14 protein-coding genes and 1 riboswitch are annotated in these 21,533 nt (G+C 41.2%); of the genes, 10 read left to right on the forward strand and 4 right to left on the reverse strand.

Annotated elements, in window-relative coordinates; genetic code table 11:
* Positions 1-2 precede the first annotated feature (2 nt).
* Positions 3-485: a MarR family winged helix-turn-helix transcriptional regulator gene (locus NQT65_RS16425; RefSeq protein ID WP_138685064.1), complete on the reverse strand. Its 483-nt coding sequence runs from the start codon at positions 483-485 to the stop codon at positions 3-5.
* A 532-nt stretch (positions 486-1,017) separates the two neighbouring features.
* Here NQT65_RS16425 and NQT65_RS16430 point away from each other — a divergent pair.
* From NQT65_RS16430 to NQT65_RS16445, 4 genes are all read left to right on the forward strand, one after another.
* Positions 1,018-1,878, forward strand: coding sequence for a D-hexose-6-phosphate mutarotase (locus NQT65_RS16430; protein ID WP_256851577.1), 861 nt, complete (start codon positions 1,018-1,020; stop codon positions 1,876-1,878).
* Positions 1,879-1,899: 21 nt separating this feature from the next.
* Positions 1,900-2,433, forward strand: coding sequence for a PH domain-containing protein (locus tag NQT65_RS16435; RefSeq protein ID WP_095206679.1), 534 nt, complete (start codon positions 1,900-1,902; stop codon positions 2,431-2,433).
* Entirely contained in the window at positions 2,426-3,970 is a 1,545-nt protein-coding gene (locus tag NQT65_RS16440; protein ID WP_256846376.1) for a PH domain-containing protein, read from the forward strand. The genes NQT65_RS16435 and NQT65_RS16440 overlap by 8 nt, the downstream gene beginning before the upstream one ends.
* A gap of 206 nt (positions 3,971-4,176) precedes the next feature.
* A complete protein-coding gene (locus NQT65_RS16445; RefSeq protein ID WP_256851578.1) occupies positions 4,177-6,996 on the forward strand; it encodes a hypothetical protein in 2,820 nt (939 codons plus the stop codon).
* An 84-nt stretch (positions 6,997-7,080) separates the two neighbouring features.
* On the opposite strand, the gene NQT65_RS16450 is transcribed toward NQT65_RS16445, so the two are convergent.
* Together NQT65_RS16450 and NQT65_RS16455 are read right to left on the reverse strand one after the other, a co-directional pair.
* On the reverse strand, positions 7,081-8,226 hold the full coding sequence (locus NQT65_RS16450; RefSeq protein ID WP_126008625.1) for a tetratricopeptide repeat protein: 1,146 nt from the start codon (positions 8,224-8,226) through the stop codon (positions 7,081-7,083).
* A 48-nt stretch (positions 8,227-8,274) separates the two neighbouring features.
* The gene (locus tag NQT65_RS16455; RefSeq protein ID WP_055255441.1) at positions 8,275-9,408 is read right to left on the reverse strand and encodes a PepSY-associated TM helix domain-containing protein; all 1,134 of its coding nucleotides are present in this window, start codon (positions 9,406-9,408) and stop codon (positions 8,275-8,277) included.
* Positions 9,409-9,772: 364 nt separating this feature from the next.
* Between NQT65_RS16455 and NQT65_RS16460 the strand changes: the two genes are divergently transcribed.
* Entirely contained in the window at positions 9,773-10,387 is a 615-nt protein-coding gene (locus NQT65_RS16460) for a PQ-loop domain-containing transporter (protein ID WP_029773076.1), read from the forward strand.
* Positions 10,388-10,459: 72 nt separating this feature from the next.
* Entirely contained in the window at positions 10,460-11,248 is a 789-nt protein-coding gene (locus tag NQT65_RS16465; RefSeq protein WP_256851579.1) for a PhzF family phenazine biosynthesis protein, read from the forward strand.
* Positions 11,249-11,290: 42 nt separating this feature from the next.
* Here the strand turns inward: NQT65_RS16465 and NQT65_RS16470 are convergent, their stop codons facing one another.
* A complete protein-coding gene (locus NQT65_RS16470; protein WP_256851580.1) occupies positions 11,291-13,801 on the reverse strand; it encodes a zinc-dependent metalloprotease in 2,511 nt (836 codons plus the stop codon).
* 290 nt (positions 13,802-14,091) lie between these two features.
* Between NQT65_RS16470 and NQT65_RS16475 the strand changes: the two genes are divergently transcribed.
* The 4 genes from NQT65_RS16475 (at position 14,092) to NQT65_RS16490 (ending at position 21,521) form a co-directional block, all read left to right on the forward strand.
* Positions 14,092-15,276, forward strand: coding sequence for an efflux RND transporter periplasmic adaptor subunit (locus NQT65_RS16475; protein ID WP_054983590.1), 1,185 nt, complete (start codon positions 14,092-14,094; stop codon positions 15,274-15,276).
* Between the two features lie 11 nt (positions 15,277-15,287).
* Positions 15,288-18,428: an efflux RND transporter permease subunit gene (locus NQT65_RS16480; RefSeq protein WP_126008619.1), complete on the forward strand. Its 3,141-nt coding sequence runs from the start codon at positions 15,288-15,290 to the stop codon at positions 18,426-18,428.
* A gap of 111 nt (positions 18,429-18,539) precedes the next feature.
* Positions 18,540-18,622, forward strand: a riboswitch (cyclic di-GMP riboswitch).
* A 95-nt stretch (positions 18,623-18,717) separates the two neighbouring features.
* The gene (locus NQT65_RS16485) at positions 18,718-19,284 is read left to right on the forward strand and encodes a chitin-binding protein (protein WP_256851581.1); all 567 of its coding nucleotides are present in this window, start codon (positions 18,718-18,720) and stop codon (positions 19,282-19,284) included.
* Positions 19,285-19,403: 119 nt separating this feature from the next.
* Entirely contained in the window at positions 19,404-21,521 is a 2,118-nt protein-coding gene (locus NQT65_RS16490; protein ID WP_276537891.1) for a S9 family peptidase, read from the forward strand.
* Positions 21,522-21,533 lie beyond the last annotated feature (12 nt).

Raw genomic sequence — 21,533 nt, forward strand, 5'->3', positions numbered from 1 at the left:
TTTTATTTATTTGGTGTTTGAGTTAACGCGCCTACCTCTAACAGAGGTGCTGCGTCTAACTTATCAGCATCCATCATTGCTGCAACGCGTTGCATTGATGAAAGCAATAAACTTTGCTCCCACTCTGCAAGTGCAGAAAACTTTTCAATAAAGTGTTCTTGCAGTGGCTGAGGTGCTTTTTCTAGTAACTCTTTCCCTTGCTCGGTGAGGTATAAGCTCACTCGGCGTTTATCCATTTGACTACGAACGCGTGTTACAAGGTTTCTGCTTTCTATTCTATCAAGAATATTAGTTACAGTAGCCGGGCTTAAGTTAACATTCTGAGCGATACGGCTTGCTGTTATTCCATCGGTGTGCGCTACTTCTTGCATTATAAGCAATTGTGGGCCTGTTAAACCTGATGTTTTATTTAGCTGCTTAGAATGTAAGTCAATCGCGCGGATTACTTTACGTAAAGAAACTAATAATTCGTCATATTTTTGCATTTGCTTATCTCGTCGATGGGCCAAAGGTGTGCCGTAATCGCGAAATGTTACACATCAAATAAATTGAATTCAAATAATAAATTAAGCTTGAGCCCATTTTTATTGGTTTTTATTAGTTTGAGAAGAAACTAAAATAGTATAACTTTGTTTAAAACTTATTAAATGTTATTAGCATATTGTTTGCATTGTGGTGCGCACACTACGTATGTTGTGAATAATTGGCAAGTCTTATGGTTTAGACTTTAGTATTATACCCACCTGCATTAATACCTTAATAAATTTAACATGCGTTTGCCTAAGCTTAGCCGCGGTTTTACTGCCCTAAAGCATGGCCATTATTTATACGCATTAGTGTTATTTATAACAGCTGTTATTAATTGGTAATTGTTTGTAAGTTAGCTGTGTATGTATTAATCGCCAATGAACAAATTATGCACGCAATGTTTAGTGAGTATAGCGTATACTTTGCGCATGCATTATTGTTTATATACACATGTTAAAAATCTTTAATATCAGCATTGTAGGGAAAAACATGAAATTATCGCCATCAGTTAGCATTGAACAAAGCGAAACCGGCCTAGAGTTTATAAAAGTTGCGAGCTCAAAGTGTGATGCAAAAATATTTTTGCAAGGCGGGCAAATTACCGAGTTCATCCCAAAAAATAACAAGCCACTTATTTGGGTCTCTAAAAATGAGACGTTTCAAGAAGGGGTGAGCATTCGCGGTGGTATTCCTATTTGTTGGCCTTGGTTTGGTAATCATGAAAACCAAGATTGGCCAGCACATGGCTTTGCACGTACCAGTTTATGGCAAGCTGATGCTGTGCATGAAGATGATGAGCACATTACAATTAGCTTAAACTTACCCATGAAGTTAGTTAACCCAACGTATTGGCCGCACCACTCGGCGTTAAAGGTTGAGTTTGTATTGAGCGAGCAATTACAGGTGCGTTTAACAACCACTAATTTAAGTAATAGCCCTTTTAGCTATACACAGGCTTTGCACAGCTATTTTCCTACCTCAGATATAAAACACACCCATGTAGAAGGTTTACAAGGCGCGCAATATATTGAATTTGGTGAAGGGCCGTTTGCGCAAAATGCGCCAGTGGAGTTTACCCGCGAAACCGATATGGTTTATACCCAGGCCGCTAAGCAGCAACACATTCACACCCCTGATGGGATTATTAATGTAATCCGCGAGAACTCAAGCTCGTGTGTGCTGTGGAACCCATGGATAGAAAAATCTAAGCGTTTATCTAATTTTGCTGACGATGAATACCTGAGCATGGTGTGTTTAGAAGCCGCCAATGTGTTAGAAGATAACGTGACACTTGAGCCTAAACAAAGCCATACGTTAGTTACTACAATCAGCTGGGCTAACAGTCAGTAAATAGGAAAGGTACTTAAAATCGTGTTTGATAATCAGCAAGTAATGGATTTACCAAAGCATAGCGAAATACAGCTCAACCCCTTGGCCGATAAAGCGTTACTACACGTGCAACTTAATTGGCTGGCGTTTTACATTCCTTTTTGCGCGGTACTGTTTGCTGTTTGTTACTTTAACGAAGCGTTTGCTAACAAAGCACAAACCTACTTGCTGATAGGCGTGCCTATTTTAATATTGCTTTCAATGCTTTATAACGCCCTGAGTATTAAGCTGCAGGGCTTTGCGCTGCGCAATCACGATATTGCGTTTAAAAAAGGGGTTATTTGGCAGCAAATAACTATTTTGCCCCTCGCGCGTGTACAGCATATGGAAATTCACCAAGGCCCCATTGAGCGAAAACTAAAGTTAGCCAGTTTAAAGTTATTTAGTGCCGGCGGGGTCAGTGCTGATTTACAAATAAGTGGCTTAACCCACGAGCAGTGCAAAAACATACGCCAATTTGTACAAAATTATCGCCAAGACGGCACACCCGCGCAGGTTGAATTAGCAAATGAGTAATACCATTAGCCAGGAGCAAAGTAGCTCACTACATTGGCAAAAAGTATCTCCCTGGGCGGTGTTGTATTTTGTGGTGTATTTTAGTGTGCGCTTTGTAAAAGACGGGCTTTTAAACCTGCTGCCTATGCTTGTGGTGTTTGTAACACAAGTAGAAAACAAGCTGTTTTGGGCGCAAGTTGCAGGTGCTATTGCGATAGTGACACTGCTAATATATTCAATTTTATACTACATAAATTTTAAGTTTTGCATTAGCGACGATCACGAAATTTTGCTTAACAAAGGGGTGTTTAAAAAAGAGCGCCTAACGTTAAAATTTTCGCGCGTGCAAAACGTTAATATTGCTGAGCCCTTTTATTTTACGCCCGTTAATTTGGTTAATTGTATTTTTGATGCCGCAGGCAGCGTAACCCAAGAGGCGGTATTGCCAGGTGTTACCAAAGCCTATGCACAGCAAATGCGTAAACAAATTTTTGCCTTTAAGGCGCAGCAGCAACCCGACGAGCAAACACCCTCCAGCGAGTATTTTGAAGCAGAAAATAGCTTACGTATCAGTAATAAAGAAATCGCTAAATTTGGCTTAATGTCTAATATGGCTATATTAGCAATGGCCGCTATTGCGCCTTTTATAAATGTGTTGGTAGATTTTTTAGAGCAGCAAATTATTGCTAAGGTAGAAGGGTTTTATCAGCAAGAGCTTGGTTTACTGGCAAGTGCTGCAACCTTTGCCATGATAACGCTTATTGCTTTGCTTGTTTTAACGGCTGTGATGTTGTCGGTAGGTATGTCGCTTATTCGTTTTTATAACTTTGAGCTTTACTTTAAAGGCCAAAAATTTAAACGTATTGCCGGCTTATTAGAGCGCCATCAGTTGTCTATGAGCATGGATAAAGTGCAATCTATAGTTATAAAACAAAACCTAATGGGGCGGTTACTAAAGCGTTTTACCGTTGAGTGCTTACAAGCAAGTAGCGGCGGTATAGCGGCGGGCGTGGCTGCTAAAAAAAATAAACAAACCTTAGTGTTACCCGTTTTAAATAACGAGCAAGTAGATAGCGTTTGCCAATGGATTTACCCGTGGTTTAATAGCAAAAAATTGCAGTTTAACGGCGCAGAACGTGCCTTACTTTATAAAAATTTGAGCTTTTATGCCTTAATTCCAAGCGCTATTGTGCTGTTAGGCTGTTACTTAGGCGACTTCAATGCCTGGCTTAGCTTGGGAGTATTACTTATTTTAGCGGGATTAGTAACGCTTGCTTATCAGCGTTATGGCTATTATTTGCATGAAGACAACGGCCGTTTTTACATGGTGGTACGCAAAGGTATGATAGGTGTGCATTACCGGGTGTTTGAACTGTATAAAGCACAAAGTGCACGCAGTATTAGTACCTATTTTATGCGCCGCGCAGGGCTTAAAAGCCTGTATATACAACTTGCATCAGGGTTTGCCTTTATGCCCTATATAAAGCAGCAAGATGCTGATTATATAATTGATTTTACTCTTTATCAGGCGGAGTCAACGCAGCGTAACTGGATGTAATTATACCAATCGACTTACATATTTAGCCTTTTTAGGTTGCCAAATAAAGCGTTAACGGCGTTATTAATCTTTCATGTAAAACAAGGCATTGCTTAATTTAAAAGCTTATAAATTATACACTTTTATAAGCTTTGTTACATTTTTTTACTGCAACATTAGTTGGTTTAATAATACTCTAAGTGGTATCAATCATTTAAAGGATTATTATGAAAAAATCACTCATCGCTGCCTCTTTGTTATTAGCCACACCTACCTTAGCTGCTGATTGGCAAACTATTCATACCGAGCACTTTAATGTGCATTACAGCACCGAAAACGCCGATTATGCTAAATCGACAGCGGTCGAACTTGAAATAGTGCGCAGTAAAGTGCTTGAGCAGCAAAACCGAGCGCTCGGTAAAGTAGTTGATGTGGTGGTGTTTGATCCCCTAAATGCGCCCAACGGTTTTGCTTTACCTACTTCTAATAATCCTTTAATGGCCCTTTTTACCACGCCCCCGCAATCAGATACGGTGGTTTCTAACATTAGTGGCTGGCAGCAATTACTTATATTGCACGAATATATTCACTTAGTGCATTTAGCGCAGCCAACACGCAACACGTGGCAGCAAAAAATACGGGGGGTGTGGGATATTTACGACTTAACTTACAGTGATATGCCGCGCTGGGTAGCCGAAGGTTATGCAACCTTACTTGAGTCAAAAATGACGGGCCGAGGGCGGTTATTTGATAACTACACTGAGTCAATGCTCATTGAGTTTGCTCAGCAGGGGGCATTGCCTAGCTATAGCCAGCTAAGCGATACAGAGGGCGGTTTTATGGCTGGCTCTATGGCGTATTTAATGGGCAGCCGGTTTTTAAATTGGCTAGAGCAAACTTATTCAGCGCAAATGCTCGATGCTGTTTGGACACGTATGCAGGCAGTTAAAAAGCGCGATTTTAACGAGGCCTTTACTGGGATATTTGGCCAAAGTGCGGCTAAGTTATATGGCCGCTTTATTGCACAATATACCTATAAAGCGATGGCGAAAGAGCAGTCAGAGCCTGCGCTTAACAGCGAGCTGTGGTTAAAGCTAAACTTATATGCAAGCAACCCTGCGCTTTCAAAAGATGGCAGTAAACTTGCGATTGTTGAGCGCGATAAAGATAAAAAAACCAAGCTTTTTATTTATAGCACGCAGGATAATACTAAAGCTGAAGATGAATTTACAAAAGCACAAAAAGCGCTATTAGAAAACGATGCATTGGATATACCCGATAACGCCCCGAGTGTATTTAAACGTGAGAAAAAGCACGTATTAAATCAAATAAACAGAGCGGGAATTGCTAATCCACAATGGGTAAATAACAGCACACTCTACTTTAATGCTTATACACGTGAAGAGACGGGTATTTATAACAAAGTGTCTGATATTTTTAGTTATAACACCGAAACCGGAAAAGTTGAGCAGTTAACTAAACTTGCTGGCTTACGCCGCTTTAGTGTTACAAACAATGGAGAAACCCTTTACGCCGAGCAAGTACGTGGTGGCTACTCAGAATTAGTAAAAGTAGACTTAGCAACGCAAACCATTACCCCTTTATTTACTAAAAGCTTAAAAACAGCTTACGACTACCCAACTTTTAGCCCTGATGAAACCCAATTAGCTTATGTATCAGCCAATTTAAATGAGAATTGGCAATTGTATATACAAGATGTTGCCAATAATACTCGCCAAGCCGTGCCTATGCCAAACGGGTATCAATACCTAAGCCAACCCAGCTTTAGTAAAAACGGAGAAAAAATTTACTTTGTAGCCGGATTAAAAGGCTCAACTGATATTTATAGCTACCATATTGCAAGTAGCACATTAACTAAACTTACCCAGGGCCAAGAAGCCGTTGCCCACCCACTGGAAACAAACGAAGGGGCATTACTTTATTTATCTATTACTGCTGATGGGCCTAATGTAAAGCAATTACCGAGTACGCTAGAGGGTGAAGTAATCACCGATTTAGCACTTGATAATAGCGCGCCACTGCTTTTAGTTGATCAGTACACTTTGCCTAAAGCAAAAATATATAGCGAAACCGTAGGTAAACAAAGCAGCTACGATGTGCTTGATCAGCATGCGAGTTTAGCGCTTGGCGCACAGTATTACTCGGCCGCTACAAGTGCTTTAAATATAAATATTAAAAGTAGTGACTTACTTAAACAGTTAGACCTTCAAGCGGGCTATAGTGTTGATTTAAATGATGATGCTTTGCACGGTGGGTACGCCCAAGCAAAATATAATGCACTGCCAGTTAAGCTTAAATTGAGTGTATTTGATTATGATTTAAATACCGCAAAACAATACCAAGTGAGCGAAAATGCAGATGTATCTGCACGAGGTGGTTTTGCAGCCTTAAGTTACCCGATTAAATACGCGGCGTTTAGCATAACGCCAGAGCTGGCTTATAACTATACCGATTATAAACAAGACTATAATAAATGGGCACGCATAGGCATTACACAAAGCTGGCAGTACGACCGCCAAGCATTTGCTATAGGGCAAAGTGTTAATGCCCAGTATTACGATGGCAGCAGTAAAAACAATAATTGGGATGGCTACGATTTAGCGGCCAAAGTATTTGGTAAAGCGTTTGATGTGCCGCTTTATATTAATTTTACTCAAAAGCAGCGCGATGATAGCAGCTTAGCGCTAGGCGGATTTAGCTCAAACCTAATTAGCGAGCACCAAAATAGTGAGTTTGTGCTTTCACCAGAGCTGCCATTTTATAGCACAACTGCTGAGCGCTACGTGGGTTATGGCGGTGGTTTTAGCTTTAAAGAAGGCATGCCGTGGCTTTATTACAAACAGCATCAGGTAGATGATGCGGTATACGCACAAAGTTATGGTTTAAAGTATCAAGGCAATTTTAGCTTTGGATTAGGCCCCGTCGGTGTGAACGATTTAACCTTTAATATGGGATTATCGCGCGTAGAGGGCGATCGCTTTGAGGATGAAATGCGCGGCTGGTTTAGCTTTTACTACTCGCTTTAAATAAATTGCGATAACACGCTAATGCACTTGTGTAATAAGTGCATTAGCAAAAGCCGCGTTTAAACTAATTTAAAATAAAGATGATTAATTGTGCTTGTTTAGCGACGCAAGCTTAGCTTGATATACGTTTAGCCTTTCTTTATTGCGCTCATATTGGATGGCTTTTTCAAGCAAGCTTTGTGTTTGCGCTGTGTTACCTTGTTGGTAGCGAATTTTAGCCAGCTCTAAATAGAGCTCCGATATATAAGGGGCTTTTGCAATGGCAAGTTCGAGTTGTTTTTTAGCTTGAGTGACCTTGCCCTGATGTAAGTTATTTTTAGCAATAACGAGTAGCTCGTAGGGATCTTTTTCTTTATCAACAAGCTGGCTTGTTAGGCGTTTTTCTAGTGTTTTATCTCCCAGCTCTTTTGCTAATATTCGATAGTTATTAATTAAATTTATACTTATATCGTTTCTATCAAGCGCGGTTTGGTAAATCATGTGAGCGCTTTTTAAATCGCCTGCACGGCGGTGCAGCACGCCGGCTATATTAAACAGTTCTGCATCGTTTGGGGTAAAGCGGTTGGCTTGCATAATTAAAGAGTAAGCCTTATTAAGGTTGTTTTCGGCTAGTGCCGTAGCGGCTAAGTTGCTATAAAAATTAGAGAGTAAATCGTTATACGTAGCGCTGCCTGAGTAAAAGCTGCCACGGGTGGGGAAGTAATCAATTAACGTGCCTGCGCGAATTATTACAATAATATCTTCATCTGTTTCTTTTTTTGGGGCGTAAATTTTCGTTCTAAAGTGGTTAGCAACATAAATTACATTGCCTTCTTTGGCATACACAGGTTCGCTCGTCATTTCTTGAAAGCTGGTTTCGAGGTTTAAAAGCTGCGCATAGCTTTGCGTAAGTATGGCTAAACTAATGCAGTTACCTTCTGAGCGTTCAATCGCTTGTTGGGCTGTGAGGGTGGCGCCATCATACTTAAAGTTGGTGAGCTGGTTTTGCAGGTAATTAAAAATAATTTCATCAGCGCGTACATTGTTTAAACGCGAGTGTGCGTAGGTTAAAAATGCGCTTTTTTCAGGCTCCGACAGCTCAAAAATACTGTGCTCGCTAGGTGTTTTAACCTGCTCGAAAAGCGAGTGATTTATTATATGGGTAAGTTGTACTTTTTTAATTGGCGCTTCGGGCGGGGTGCTACTGCAAGCAGTTAGCAATAAACTAAGTGTAAAAACTAAATATTTCATATATCACCTCACTGTGATTTTTAACATTACAGTGAGGTGATTTTTTAATCAAGCACTTACAGTGCGGTGTTTACTTAAGCGGTTTTTTTGAGACTGTTTTTTACGCTTACGGCGAGTAAACCATAAATAAAAGCCAGTACCGCCAAGCCAAACAGGGCTTAAACCAATAACACACCAAATTATTTTACTAATGAGCCCTGCAAAATAACCAAAGTGTAGTTTTCTAAAGCTATCAATTACTTGCCAACCTACACCCACTTCGCGAATGTCCCAGTTAGCCATATGCTCGCCCGTTAGCTTATTGTAAGTCACGGTATTGGCATATTCACTGGCAAGCGGGTTGCTGGTATCAACCTCACCAAATAACGTTATGTTTTCGTCTGGCTCAAGCGGCATTACTAAAAACGTACCATTAAAGGTGGGTATTTGCTTTTGGCTGTCATCAAGTACGTGCTGAAAAGAAATCTCTTCATTGTATAAATCTTTAGTTAATACAAAGTGCTCTTCTTCTGCGTGTTCAATTACTTCGTGATACCACACCGCGCCGTTAAAGTAGCCGCCGGTGATGGCTAAAATTATAATAATTGGCGAGCCAATTACGCCGGTCATTTTATGAATGTCGCTAAGCACTATTTGCAGAGTTGCACGCCAGCGTACGCTAAATAAACGCTGCCAAAACTTACGATAAATAATAAGACCCGTAATACCCAGTACTAAAAAAAACACCGCAAAAAAGAACCCTAAAACAGTGCCAGTTTGCCCTGGTAAGCTTTTTAAATCGTTAAGTAAAAAGGTGTAATGTAAGTCTAAAAACCAGTCGGTAAAGTAATGGCTAGTACCTACTGGCTCCGATAAAATATTGCCCGTGTATTGATCTAAATGAAATTTATACCAGTCCTCTGTACCGCGTTTAATTAAATAAACCCGATCAGCAGTATTATCGTTAAATATTTCCCAGCTACCTACGACATACTCAGGGTAGGTTTTTTGAGTTTTTGTTATAAGTGTATCAATAGGTAAGCGGTTGGCTTGTTGTTGTACAACAAAGTGACTGTCTGGCATTAGTAAGCCGTCAATCTCGCTTTTAAATACCAAAACGCTACCAGTTATACTGATAACAAGCAGCGGAATAAGCGCTATAAGGGCTACCCAGCTGTGAATTTTAAAAAGTGTTTTTCTCATAGTTTATTTTTTGTGTAATTGCCACGGACCTGCGTATGATAACAATTATCAGTTCTATTTCATAGTTGTGCGATGAATGCACAATAATTGTTTTAGAGCGAGCCGATCTCTAGAGTAAAATGTGTTTAAGCTGTGGTGTAAGGTTGGTAACTTTTAAATGCAAAGAGGCTCTGGTGTTCACTTAAAGTAACGCTTTTTGTACAGCTATCTTGCCAGTGCCTAATATAGGTTTACGCTAATTTGTTGAGTAAAATGTATTCATCATTACAATGCGCGCTCACTTTAAAACCCTTTTAAAAACATATGTTTATTTATTGTTTCAAGCGGGTTTTATATTAACATTTAAGTAACGAGCGAGGTTGTTTTGGCGCACTATCTACCTATTTTGTCGGCTTTTATTTTAGTTTTTAGCTTTTTACCGCTATTGAGCAAAATTAGAAAGAATCGCAGTGTGTCGGGGTTATCACTATTAATGATGACCTTTGGTTTAGCGCAAAGCCTCTACTTTATTACCTACAATATTTATTTTGAACGCTACTTTATTGCTTTACCATTTTTTGTAACTGGAGCGCTAAGTGGTTTAATCTTATATTACTTTGCACGCTATAACGCCGCAAAAGCTGAACGTATACAGCTTGTGGCTATGCTTGGCTTTTCGTTATTACCTTTTTTATTGCTGTTAAATAAAAGCCTAGAAACATCATCGGTGCTCAACGCCCTTACATACGTAGGGCTGGTAATGAGCTCAGTGCGGGTTATGCCGCAAACGTATAAAACCTTACGCAGTGGCAATATTAGCAATTTAAGCGCCCGCTACTTTAGCTTACAGTTTGTAGCAGGTACCTGTGGCTTATTTGTAGAGCTAAGCAGTGCTATGCCCAGCACCTCGCATATTTTAATGTTTGTTATGTTACTACTTACAAATGCCGTGCAATTTGCATGTATGCAATATTATAAAATGCGCCCCGCAATGGCTTAACTATAAAATTAATAGTGATTATTTAATGGCTATGTGGCAGGTTTAAACTCTAATTAATTTAGGGGGGAACCTATGCAACTCACCATCCATCAAATTGATGCGTTTACCAGCGAGTTATTCAAAGGCAATTACGCGGCTGTGATCCCGCTTGAGTCGTGGCTTAGTGATGAGTTAATGCTTAATATTGGCGCTGAAAATAATGTTTCTGAAACTGCGTTTACTTGCCCTCAGGCAGATGGCAGTTTTGCAATACGGTGGTTTTCGCCATTAATGGAAATAGATTTTTGCGGCCACGCTACGCTCGCTGCTGCGTATGTTTTATGCGAGCAGTACAACCTTAGCCAAGTGCGCTTTAACGCCGCGGCTGTAGGGGAGCTTATTGTTAATAAAAATAGCGATGGTAGTTTTGCTATGACCTTTCCTAAACAAGCGCCAGATGAAGTACAAACTATACCTGATGCGTTGTTGAAAGGATTGTCTATACAACCTATTAAGGTGCTTAAAAACCGCCAAGCATATTTTACTATATACGAAAATGCTCAACAAATTCATGATTTAACCACTGAGTCTGATTTGTTAAAAACCTTATATCCACTAGATGTGGTCGCCACAGCCAGTTCTGCTGAGTACGATATTGTGTCTCGTTATTTTTGGCCAGCAAGTGGTGGCGAAGAAGACTTTGTTACGGGCTCTATTCACACCGGCCTTGCCCCTTACTGGGCGCATCAGTTAGGTAAAAATAAATTAAACGCGTATCAGGCTTCAAGCCGTGGTGGTTTTATACAATGCGAAGTAGGCGAAAATACAGTGACCTTAACCGGTAACGCTGTGCGGTATTTAAAAGGCACAATTTATTTATAAATAAACAGGCCACGTATTACGTGGCCTGTTTGATTTAGTTAGTTAAGCTTCTAACGCTTTAGCTATTAAGTAATCAATATACTTTTTATGCGCTTTAGTTGCTGTATCGGCTCCCCATCCTACGCTTGTATCAGCTATTTGTGTTAACTGATAGAGCGCGGCAGTTTTTGCCAAATTGTCGTGTTTACTGGCTTTGCCTAGGCCTGCAATAGCAATAAGCTGATTTACATACTCAATTTGTAGATTGCGGCTAATAGACGTGCTCTCTTTGCTATCAACAAAAATACTGGCAGTTAGGTCGTCCATAAATTGCGTTAGGCTATATTCGTTACCGTACAACGCGGTGTCTGAAATACGCAGCATAACAGCAGGGTGCAGCAATTGCGCAAGTACTGTTTTTTGCATGCCTAAAATCATTTTGTGCGCTTTAGGGTCTTCATTTTTACCATAATGGCTAAAGCCGCGACGTTGTTGCTGTAAATAGTTATACAGTGGTTGCATGCTAGTGAGTACATCTGGCGCAAATACATATTTAGCAAGTATGTTCATTGCTTGTGTTTGGCGCTCAAGCGGTACGGGGGTAAAGGGTTTATCAGCATGCTTGTCGCCCACAACGGCACGTTCAACATATACGCCACCTATTTGGCGAGAAACAATGCCCGCTTGCGAGCGGTATTGGCCAAATAAACTATTAGCTGAGGTAACCAGTTGTTGGTAAGACTCACCTTTTACTGTGGCTTTCTCTTTTAGCTCAGTAAATAACGTATTAATTAGCGCCATACGGTCGGCGCCATAGGCTACAGGGTTTGATGAAAGGTCGCCTATCATTACGCGTGGGTCTATATGGCGACCCGGTGCGCGCATGTCGTCGGCATCGTTACCAAAGGCAAGCGCATGCTCGCTAGAGCGCGCTAATATAGTATTTAGGCGTGCGCGCTCTGCGGTTTCATCTTCAAGGGCTGTGCTGTAGCCATAGTTTATAGCCCAATCGTCATAAGGGCCTGGTTTGGTTTGAAAAATATCGCCTTGCTGCACACCAATGGGGGCTATGTTGGCCGGCGCATAATCCATCACTGAGCCTGTAACTATGCCTTGGGTTTTGGTTTTATCATGAACCTCTTTTTCATCCCACAAAATAGACGATTTCATATTGTGGTTTAAGCCTAGTGTATGGCCTACTTCATGAAGAATTAACTGAGTTAAACCTTGGCGAATCATTTCATTGTCATCAATCGAGGCACCTGTTGCTAAACCTTTAGCAAGTAATAGGTTTTGTTGAATTTCATGGCCTAGTGAGCAATTTAAATCGCCACTTGTGTGCAGGTTTTCGCCGTGGCTCATTGTACCTTGTGTATAAAGCGTGTCGTAAATCCAGCGGTTTTTCATAAACACAAACTCAAGCATAATGTCTGAGCCAAGTATTTCACCGGTTAGCGGGTTGGCCAGAGCCGGCCCGTAGCCACCAAATGGCGGTTTAGGTGATGAAGTCCAACGTAATACGTTGTAGTTAATATCACCAGCATCCCAGGTTGCGTCATCGGGTTGTACTTTAACTTCTAGTGCGTTTTTAAAACCGGCTTTTTCAAAAGCGCTATTCCAGGTAAGTACGGCATCGCGTATTGTGTCGCGCCACTCTACTGGGGTGGTATTTTCTATCCACCAGGTAATTGGCTTTACTGGCTCAGAAAGCTCAGCACTAGGGTTTTTCTTTTGTAGGTCCCAGCGTTTAATAACATCTTCATACGGTGCCCAATCGGTCGAGGTCATTAGATCAAATTGATTGGTGAAATAGCCTATGCGCGCGTCATCTTTACGTGGTTTATAGTCGTTTTTTGGTAATGCAACAAAAGAGTGCTGCACTTTTACAGAGACATTGCGCGGGTCGCTTACTGCGCTTGTACCACGCACTGTGGGGCTGGCATTACTAAATACGTAATCTACAACCACATCTAAGTTGTTTGGGTAAGGACGCTGCTTAACAATACGCGACTTTTTGCTGTTTAATTTACCCACTTTAAAGCGTTTTTTAGCTTTTTTATCGGCTGGGTTTGGCGTTGGCGATACCTTGTGTAGCGCCTCACTTAAAAATAGCTTGTTGACCTTAAAGGCTATTTTTCCTTGCTCTTCTTTTTCTATTTTAATGCTGGCTAAAACGGCTTCGCTAATATTGGCATTGCTTGCTTTGGCAATGGCACTGTTTTGATCAAATTTATAGCGAGGGGTTTTGCTAACTATATCTATGCGGTCAAAGTATTTTCTAAACTCAATAAGCTTGGTTTCTCTATAGGCACCGCGATAATGCCCAGCATCAGTGACACCGTCGACTGTATGAGCAAAGTATACAAAAGGGGTATTAAGCTGCGATTCGGCGATCACCATTAAGTGCTCACCGGTTTTTGGGTCTTGGTATAAATTAAAAATACCTGAAAATTCGGTTTGTCCTTCGACCATTTCGCTTAGGGTTTGTGGTTTTTTGTCTTCTTTTTTATCGCTAGCCAGTGCGTGGCCGCTAAGCGCTACACTAAGTGTTAGCGCAAGGGTTGTTAATTTCATTGTAATAATTTTTTTCGCTGTTATTTATTTAGTGTGACTGTACGTAAATTAAAATTTGTTCGCACATCTTCTCGATGAAATAATAGCCTAAACCTGTAATTTGTTGATTTTAAATAGTAAAAGTTTGTAACAAAATATAATAAATGCGATGAATAGCAGGTGTTTGTTAACGGGTACACAGCTATATTTAGTTCCCAATTTGATTTGTAACAGTTGCTTACAAATGTCAGGTTAATGTTTTATTGCGCTCTGTTATTATAGTGTTAGTAGAAATATGAGGTAATTAGGATATGCAATCAAATTCACTGAGATGGGTGTTCCCATTTGTAGCATTAGCCATTGGTGTAGTGGGCTTTATGGGAATAAACGCTATTGCACAAGAAGATCAAAGTAAAACAGCAGTAGATACACGCCCCACCGTGCAAGTTGAGCCTGTAGAAGCTAATAATCATCAAGTAATAATAAACAGCTATGGCGAAATAAAACCATTAGAAAACACGCAGTTGGCGGCGCAGGTGTCGGGCGAAGTAATTAGCTGGCACCCTAACTTTGTAGCGGGTGGCGTGGTTTCTCGTGGCGATACACTTATTAGCATTGAAAAAGACAACTACGAAGCAGCCGTATTGGTAGCCGAAGCCGATTTAGCGCGTGCCAAAGCGGCCTTAATTGAAGAGCAAGCGCAGGCAAAAGTGGCCGAAGACGAAGCAAAGCGTTTTCCGAGTAAGGCACGTACTGACTTGTTTTTACGTAAACCACAGGTGCTAAGCGCCCAAGCAGCGGTTAAATCGGCGCAAGCCGCATTAAAAAGAGCGCAACGCGATTTAGAAAACTGCGATATAAAAGCACCTTACGATGCGCTTGTTATAAGTCGTAATGTGGGGGTAGGCCAGTTTGTGGCTATGGGCGCACAAGTGGCCGATTTAAATAATATAGAAACAGCAGAGGTTATTATTCCTATTGCTGGTTTTGATAGCGTATTTTTACCGGAGCGAATTAAGGGCATTAAGGCCACTATTATTCAAAAAGGTTTAAACAGTTTTACACGTGAAGGCGTGATTGACCGCGACCTAGGTATTGTAGATAACGCGACGCGCATGAGCAGCTTAGTGGTACGTATTGAAGACCCATACGGCTTAAAAACACAGCAACCGGCTATTAAATTTGGCAGCTACGTGCAGGTTAATTTTGCAGGCGCCATGCTTAATAATATTTACCGTTTGCCGCAATCATTAGTTAATAACCAAACGGTGTGGATAGTTAACGAAAACCAAGAGCTTGAACCGCGCAAAGTAACCGTAGTGAGAGAAGAAGGCGAGTACTTTTATATTAGCAGCGGACTTAACGCCGATGATAAGTTGGTTACCACGTTACCTGAGTACCCACAAAAAGGCATGCAGGTTAAAGTGGCTGGCATGGGCGAGCCAAGTAACGCTAATACAAACACCGAAAGTAGCGCTGATGCGCAACAGTTGTAAGGTGTAAATTAATGAGCGAATCAATTGAAAAAAAACAAACAGGGTTAATAGCTTATTTTGCTAAAAACTCAGTTGCAGCCAACCTAATGATGGTTTTTATCATCATCATGGGGATTATTAGCTACTTAACCATTCAGCGCCAAATGTTTCCTAATGTAGAAATTAACTACATTAATGTTGAGGCAAATTACCCCGGTGCCTCACCACAAGAAATTGAAGAAAGCATTCTTATAAAAATTGAAGAATCACTAAAGGATGTGACCGAAATTAAAAAGGGCGTGTACCGCGCCTTTAGAAATGGCGGTAGAGCAAGCCTTGAAATTAACACTGATGCAGAGCTTACCGATGTACTTGATAAGGTAAAGCTGCGTGTTGATGGTATTGCAACCTTTCCTGCGGGTATGGAACCGGTCACCATAAGTCAGATTGAGTTTAGGCAAGATGTTATAGGGATGACCTTAGTTGCTGATTTGCCGCTGACAGAACTCAAACCAATTGCCAATCAAATTGAAGATGAGCTATTACAGCTATCAAACGTGTCGTTGGTAGAAAACGATGTGCCGCTTGATGAAATTGCCATTGAAATCGACCCAGACACTTTGCGCCAATACAACTTAACCCTAAGCGATGTAATGACCGCTGTGCGTAATTACTCTGCTAATTTTTCGGCGGGACAACTAACAACAGATGCAGGGATTATTTCTGTTCGGGTTGAAAACCAGTATTACTCTGGTGATGAGTTTAGACAAATTCCGGTAAAAATAGGCGAATACGGCGCTAAAGTATTGTTGCAAGACATTGCTGTTATTAAAGACCAATTTACCGAAGGCGAGCGCTACTTTAAATTTAATGGCGAAAACGCAGTGTATATGTCGGTAAAGGCAACGCAAGATCAAAACATGATCCCCGTTGCCGATTCGGTTAAAGCATTTATTGAACAAAAAAATACCCAGCTGCCACCGGGCGTTAGGTTAGAGCCATTAATGGACATGACGTACTACCTAAATGCGCGCCTTGATATGATGAAAGCTAACTTGTTTCAAGGAGCAATATTAGTCGCTATTATGCTTTCATTATTCTTGCGCTTTAAATTAGCGCTTTGGGTAATGATTGGCTTACCAGTGTGCTTTTTAGGCGCCATGATGCTAATGCCTTTATTTGGTATAAGCATTAATATTATTTCGTTGTTTGCTTTTATTATGGTGCTCGGGATAGTGGTAGATGACGCCATAGTAATAGGTGAGGCCGCCTATACTGAGGTTGAAAAAAGCGGAGGCGGAGTTGAAAACGTCGTCCGTGGTGCTAACCGTGTAGCAACCCCTGCTACATTTGGTGTACTAACAACCATTGCAGTGTTTGCCCCGTTTACACTTTCAAGCGGGCCAGAAAGCGCCTTTTTTTACGGTATTGCTGTAGTAGTTATGCTGTGTTTAGTATTTAGCTTAGTTGAATCAAAACTTATTTTACCGGCGCACATTGCCCACACGCACTTTTCACCTATTAAAAAAGGGGGCTGGCGCGATAGGTTTAATACCCGCTTTTTTGGTTTTGTAAATGGCCCTTATAAGCGTTTTATATCGCGTTGTGTAGATTGGCGTTGGACAGTATTGTTTGGCTTTATTGCTATGTTTTTTATAAGCATTGCGCTGATCACATCAAATAAAGTACGCACTGTACCCACTCCTAAAGTGCCGCATGATTTTCCGCAAATTCAAATAGAAATGAATGACAATGTGTCTGATTTACAAACTATTGCAGCTATTCGTGAAGTAGAAGCCATGGTGTTAAGAGTTGATGAAGAAACAGAGCGTGAATTTGGCCAAAAAATAATTCGTGATGTACTGGTATTTAACCAAGGCAGAACGGAGTCTCAGTTACTTGCGCCGTTAGTAGATGAAGACTTACGCCCTTATAACGCGTTTGAACTTTCGCGCCGCTGGCGAGAAGCTATGCCAACCATTGCCGGTATTAAATCACTCACTATTGAAGATGATGTTGGCGGCGGTGGCGGCACCGGCGAAGGCGAATTTGGTTATTTACTGTTTGGCTCTGATATAGAAACGCTTAATGCGGCAGGGCGTCGGTTTATTCAGCTATTGCAGCAACAAAAAGGCTTGTTTGATATAAGCTCAACCATTGACCCTGCTAGCAAAGAAGTGCAAATGAGCTTAAAACCTGTAGCTTACGATTTAGGGCTCGACCTTGCTAACATTGCAAACCAAGTAGGCGCTAGTTTTTATGGTGGCGAAGCACAGCGTGTAATACGTAACGGCGAAGAAGTAAGAGTAATGGTACGTTACCCTAAACTGACTCGCGAAGCGTTTTCATCGCTAAAACACACTGTAGTTACTACACCTCAAGGGCGTGAAGTACTTTTAGGTGATGTGGTTGAATTAACCGAAACGCCGGGTATTAGCTATATTCGCCGTGAGGGCGGTTATCGTACTGTTTATGTGTACGGCAGTATTGATGAAGAAGTTATAGAGCCAGGCGAAGTGGTTTCGCAAGTAAAAGAAAACTTACTGCCACAACTTAAAGAAGAATACCCAAGTGTAAAATCAGAGCTAGGTGGCGCAATAGAAGAGCAACAGGCGCAAGCTAATGAGCAGCTGCTGTTTTTTGTAGGCGGCATGATTTTAGTTTATATATTGCTTGCTGTACCACTTAAAAGTTATGCCCAGCCGCTTATTGTTATGTCGGTTATTCCGTTTAGTTTAACGGGGGCTATTTGGGGGCACTTTTGGTTTGATTTAGACATTAGCTTAATGTCGGGCTTTGGTTTAATAGCCGCGGCTGGCGTTGTAATAAACGACTCGCTGGTAATGACCGACTACGTAAACCAAGTACGCCGAGAGGGTGTAAGCGTTAAAAACGCGGTAATAGAAGCCGGTTGTGCACGCTTTAGGGCAATATTATTAACCTCTATTACAACCTTTGCAGGGGTTCTGCCCATAATGTTTGAAACCAGTTTACAAGCTAAATTTGTAATCCCTATGGCAGTAGCGCTAGGCTTTGCGGTAATGTTTGCAACACTAATCACCCTTATATTGGTGCCGTGCTTGTACATTATTTTAGGCGATATTGGCGGCGTGTTTAAAATGGCTTTTCGAAAAGTATTTAGGCGAAAAGCCCCTATAAACCAAACCTCTTAAACTATTAAAAGCCAACTTTAACAAGTTGGCTTTTTAGTTATTTAGGATTATATAAAAATCTCGGTTACATTCTTTTGTTTGAATAAGCTTTGCGCACGTTTTATAATCACTTTTTTCTGTTGGCAAATTAGTCGAAAGGCTAAGACGCAAAGTTTCCGGTCTAAGGTGTAAACTACGATAGCGGGGCTGCTGCATAATTTTTATACGGTATTGCTTGCCCTCAGTGTCGTTTTTGTGTATCCATATGATATGGATAAAATTTTGTGACTCTTAAGGTGTTACTGTGTTTATGCATACGTCGTTGGCCTGTGGAAAATGGTCAACTATAGGTTGTTTAAACCATCATACTCAATTATTCATTGGGGATGTGGTTAGTGTAACCTTTTCAGACATGCAAGGAGTGCTTGTTGATTTATCGTTTGATTATAAAATTACCTCTTTAGAACAAGGTGAGCCTCATGCTTGGCCACGCTTAGTTGCTGAGTATATAAACGTGCATGTGCCCCTGGTAAGTGCAGGTAGAATGACCAAGCAAGGGTTGGTTGTTGGCTATCGAGATAACGAAATATTTGCCCTAGAAAGTAGCGGTATTAATAAGGCAAAGGTTGATTTTCATTGCATTGCAAAGTGCGATACCCCCGCTAAGTACACCAACCAAGCATATGATTTTGTATACCCTAATGGGGGTGAGCAATACAACGCGGGGACTCGCGTACTGCAGCCTAAAACAGGTTATATATACCAATGTAAGGCATGGCCATTTAGCCAATTTTGCAGAACCAATAATGATAAAGACCCAAGCTTTGAACCTGGTATCGGAAAAAGCTGGGCAATGGCCTGGACTAAGGTCACTTAGCGCTTTTAAAATAAAAACCATCTTCCCATGGGTGTAATGACAAGAATAAAATTGCAGTAATTTTAAAATTTGGACTTATACCTCAAGCCCACTCTCTATGAGTGGGCTTTTTTATTTTTATGATAAACTGCCTGCATTGTTATTTTTTATACGGTTTTGTTGTGTCTTTAAGTGAATTTTCTTCTCAATCATTAGCGCGTTTTCCTGTTGCTAAAAAGCAACCTCATCAATTAACTATGCACAATAAAACGCGCACCGATAACTACTACTGGATGCGCGATGATGAGCGCGAAAACCCAGAAATACTCGCCCATTTAGCGGCCGAAAATACATACTGCGATGAGCAACTAGCCGCAATAAAACCACTTCAAAGCAGTATTTTTGAAGAACTAAAAGGGCGCATCGTAAAAGATGACAACACGGTGCCGGTTAAAGATGGCAAGTACTGGTATCACTCAGAGGTACGTGGTGACGATGAGTATTCGCGTCATTACAGAAGCACAAGTATTAACACCGATAACAAGCAGTTACTACTTGATGTAAATGCTTTAGCTCAAAACCATGAATTTTACGAACTAGGTGAAGTCGCGCTAAGCCCATGCGAGCAATTAATGGCATACAGCGAAGACACCGAAGGGCGCAGAATTTACAGCGTACATTTTAAAAACCTGCAAACAGGTGAAATGCTCAGCGATGTTTTAGAAAACACTGAAGGGCAAATTGTTTGGGCTAACGACAATAAAACCGTATTTTACGTTAAAAAAGACTTACAAACGTTACTGGGTTTTCAGGTGTTTAGGCATGAACTAGGCACAGCGCAAAGCCAAGATGTTATGGTGTACGAAGAGCACGATAAAAGCTTTTTTATGGGCTTGGGTAAAAGCCGTGACGAGAGCCTTATTATTATAGATTTGGCCACCACCGAAACAAACGATACCTGGGTGCTTGATGCCAATAACCCGCAAGGAGAATTTAACGCATTACTACCGCGCGAAGAAGGGCATGAGTTTGATATAGATAAACACGACGATACTTATTACATAGTAACCAACTGGCAAGCTAAAAACTTCAGACTGATGACGGCAACAAGCGAAACGATTGCAGATAAAACGCAGTGGCAAGAGCACACCGCGCACCGTGAGCATGTGTTGCTTGAAGGCGTAGAGATATTTGACGACTTTTTAGTATTAACTGAGCGCGAGCAAGGTCAAGCTCGCTTTGTTGTTATTAACCATGCTCAAGAGCGCATGGCGCTTGAATTTAGCGACCCATGTTACTATGCCGCTGTGGCGATGAACCCCGAGCCACAGGCACGTTCGGTACGTATTTATTATTCAAGCCTAACCACGCCTGGAACGTTGTACGATGTTGATTTAGCCACGGGCAAAAAAACATTGTTAAAACAGCAGCAAGTACTGGGCGGGTTTGATAGTGCACTTTATGCCTCTGAGCGCTTATTCGTGACAGCACGCGATGGCGTGCAAGTACCTGTTTCGTTAGTTTATAGAAAAGACACCTTTACCAAAGATGGCACTAACCCGCTGTTTCAATATGGCTATGGTGCATATGGTTACACGATAGATCCGAGCTTTTCGAGTACCTCATTGAGTTTGCTAGACCGCGGTTTTGTGTATGCGATTGCACATGTTAGAGGCTCCGAAATGCTAGGACGCCATTGGTACGAGCAAGGTAAAAAAGAGCATAAACAAAATAGTTTTAGCGACTTTATTGATATTACAAAGGCTCTTGTAGAGCAAGGCTACGGTGATAAAAACAAAGTATTTGCCTCTGGCGGCAGTGCAGGTGGTTTGTTAATGGGCACTGTATTAAACCAAGCGCCAGAGCTTTACTTAGGTGTAGGGTGTCATGTGCCATTTTTAGATGTGTTAACCACCATGCTAGATGAAAGTATTCCACTTACCACTAACGAGTATGATGAATGGGGCAACCCAAACGATGAACACTTTTATGATGTAATAGCCGCGTACTCACCGTACGATAATATTAGCGCCCAAGATTACCCGCACATTTTAGTCACCACAGGCTTGCACGACTCTCAAGTACAGTATTGGGAGCCTATGAAGTGGGTAGCAAAAATGCGAGAACTCAAAACCGATAACAATATACTGGTATTCAAAACCGACATGGATGCAGGGCATGGCGGCGCATCTGGGCGTTTTAAAAGCCTTGAAGAAAAAGCCCTCGAAATGGCCTTTTTTATTGCGCTTATAAATTAACTGCAAAATACG

Source organism: Pseudoalteromonas agarivorans, assembly GCF_024518735.1.
In the GTDB taxonomy this organism is placed as follows: domain Bacteria; phylum Pseudomonadota; class Gammaproteobacteria; order Enterobacterales; family Alteromonadaceae; genus Pseudoalteromonas; species Pseudoalteromonas atlantica.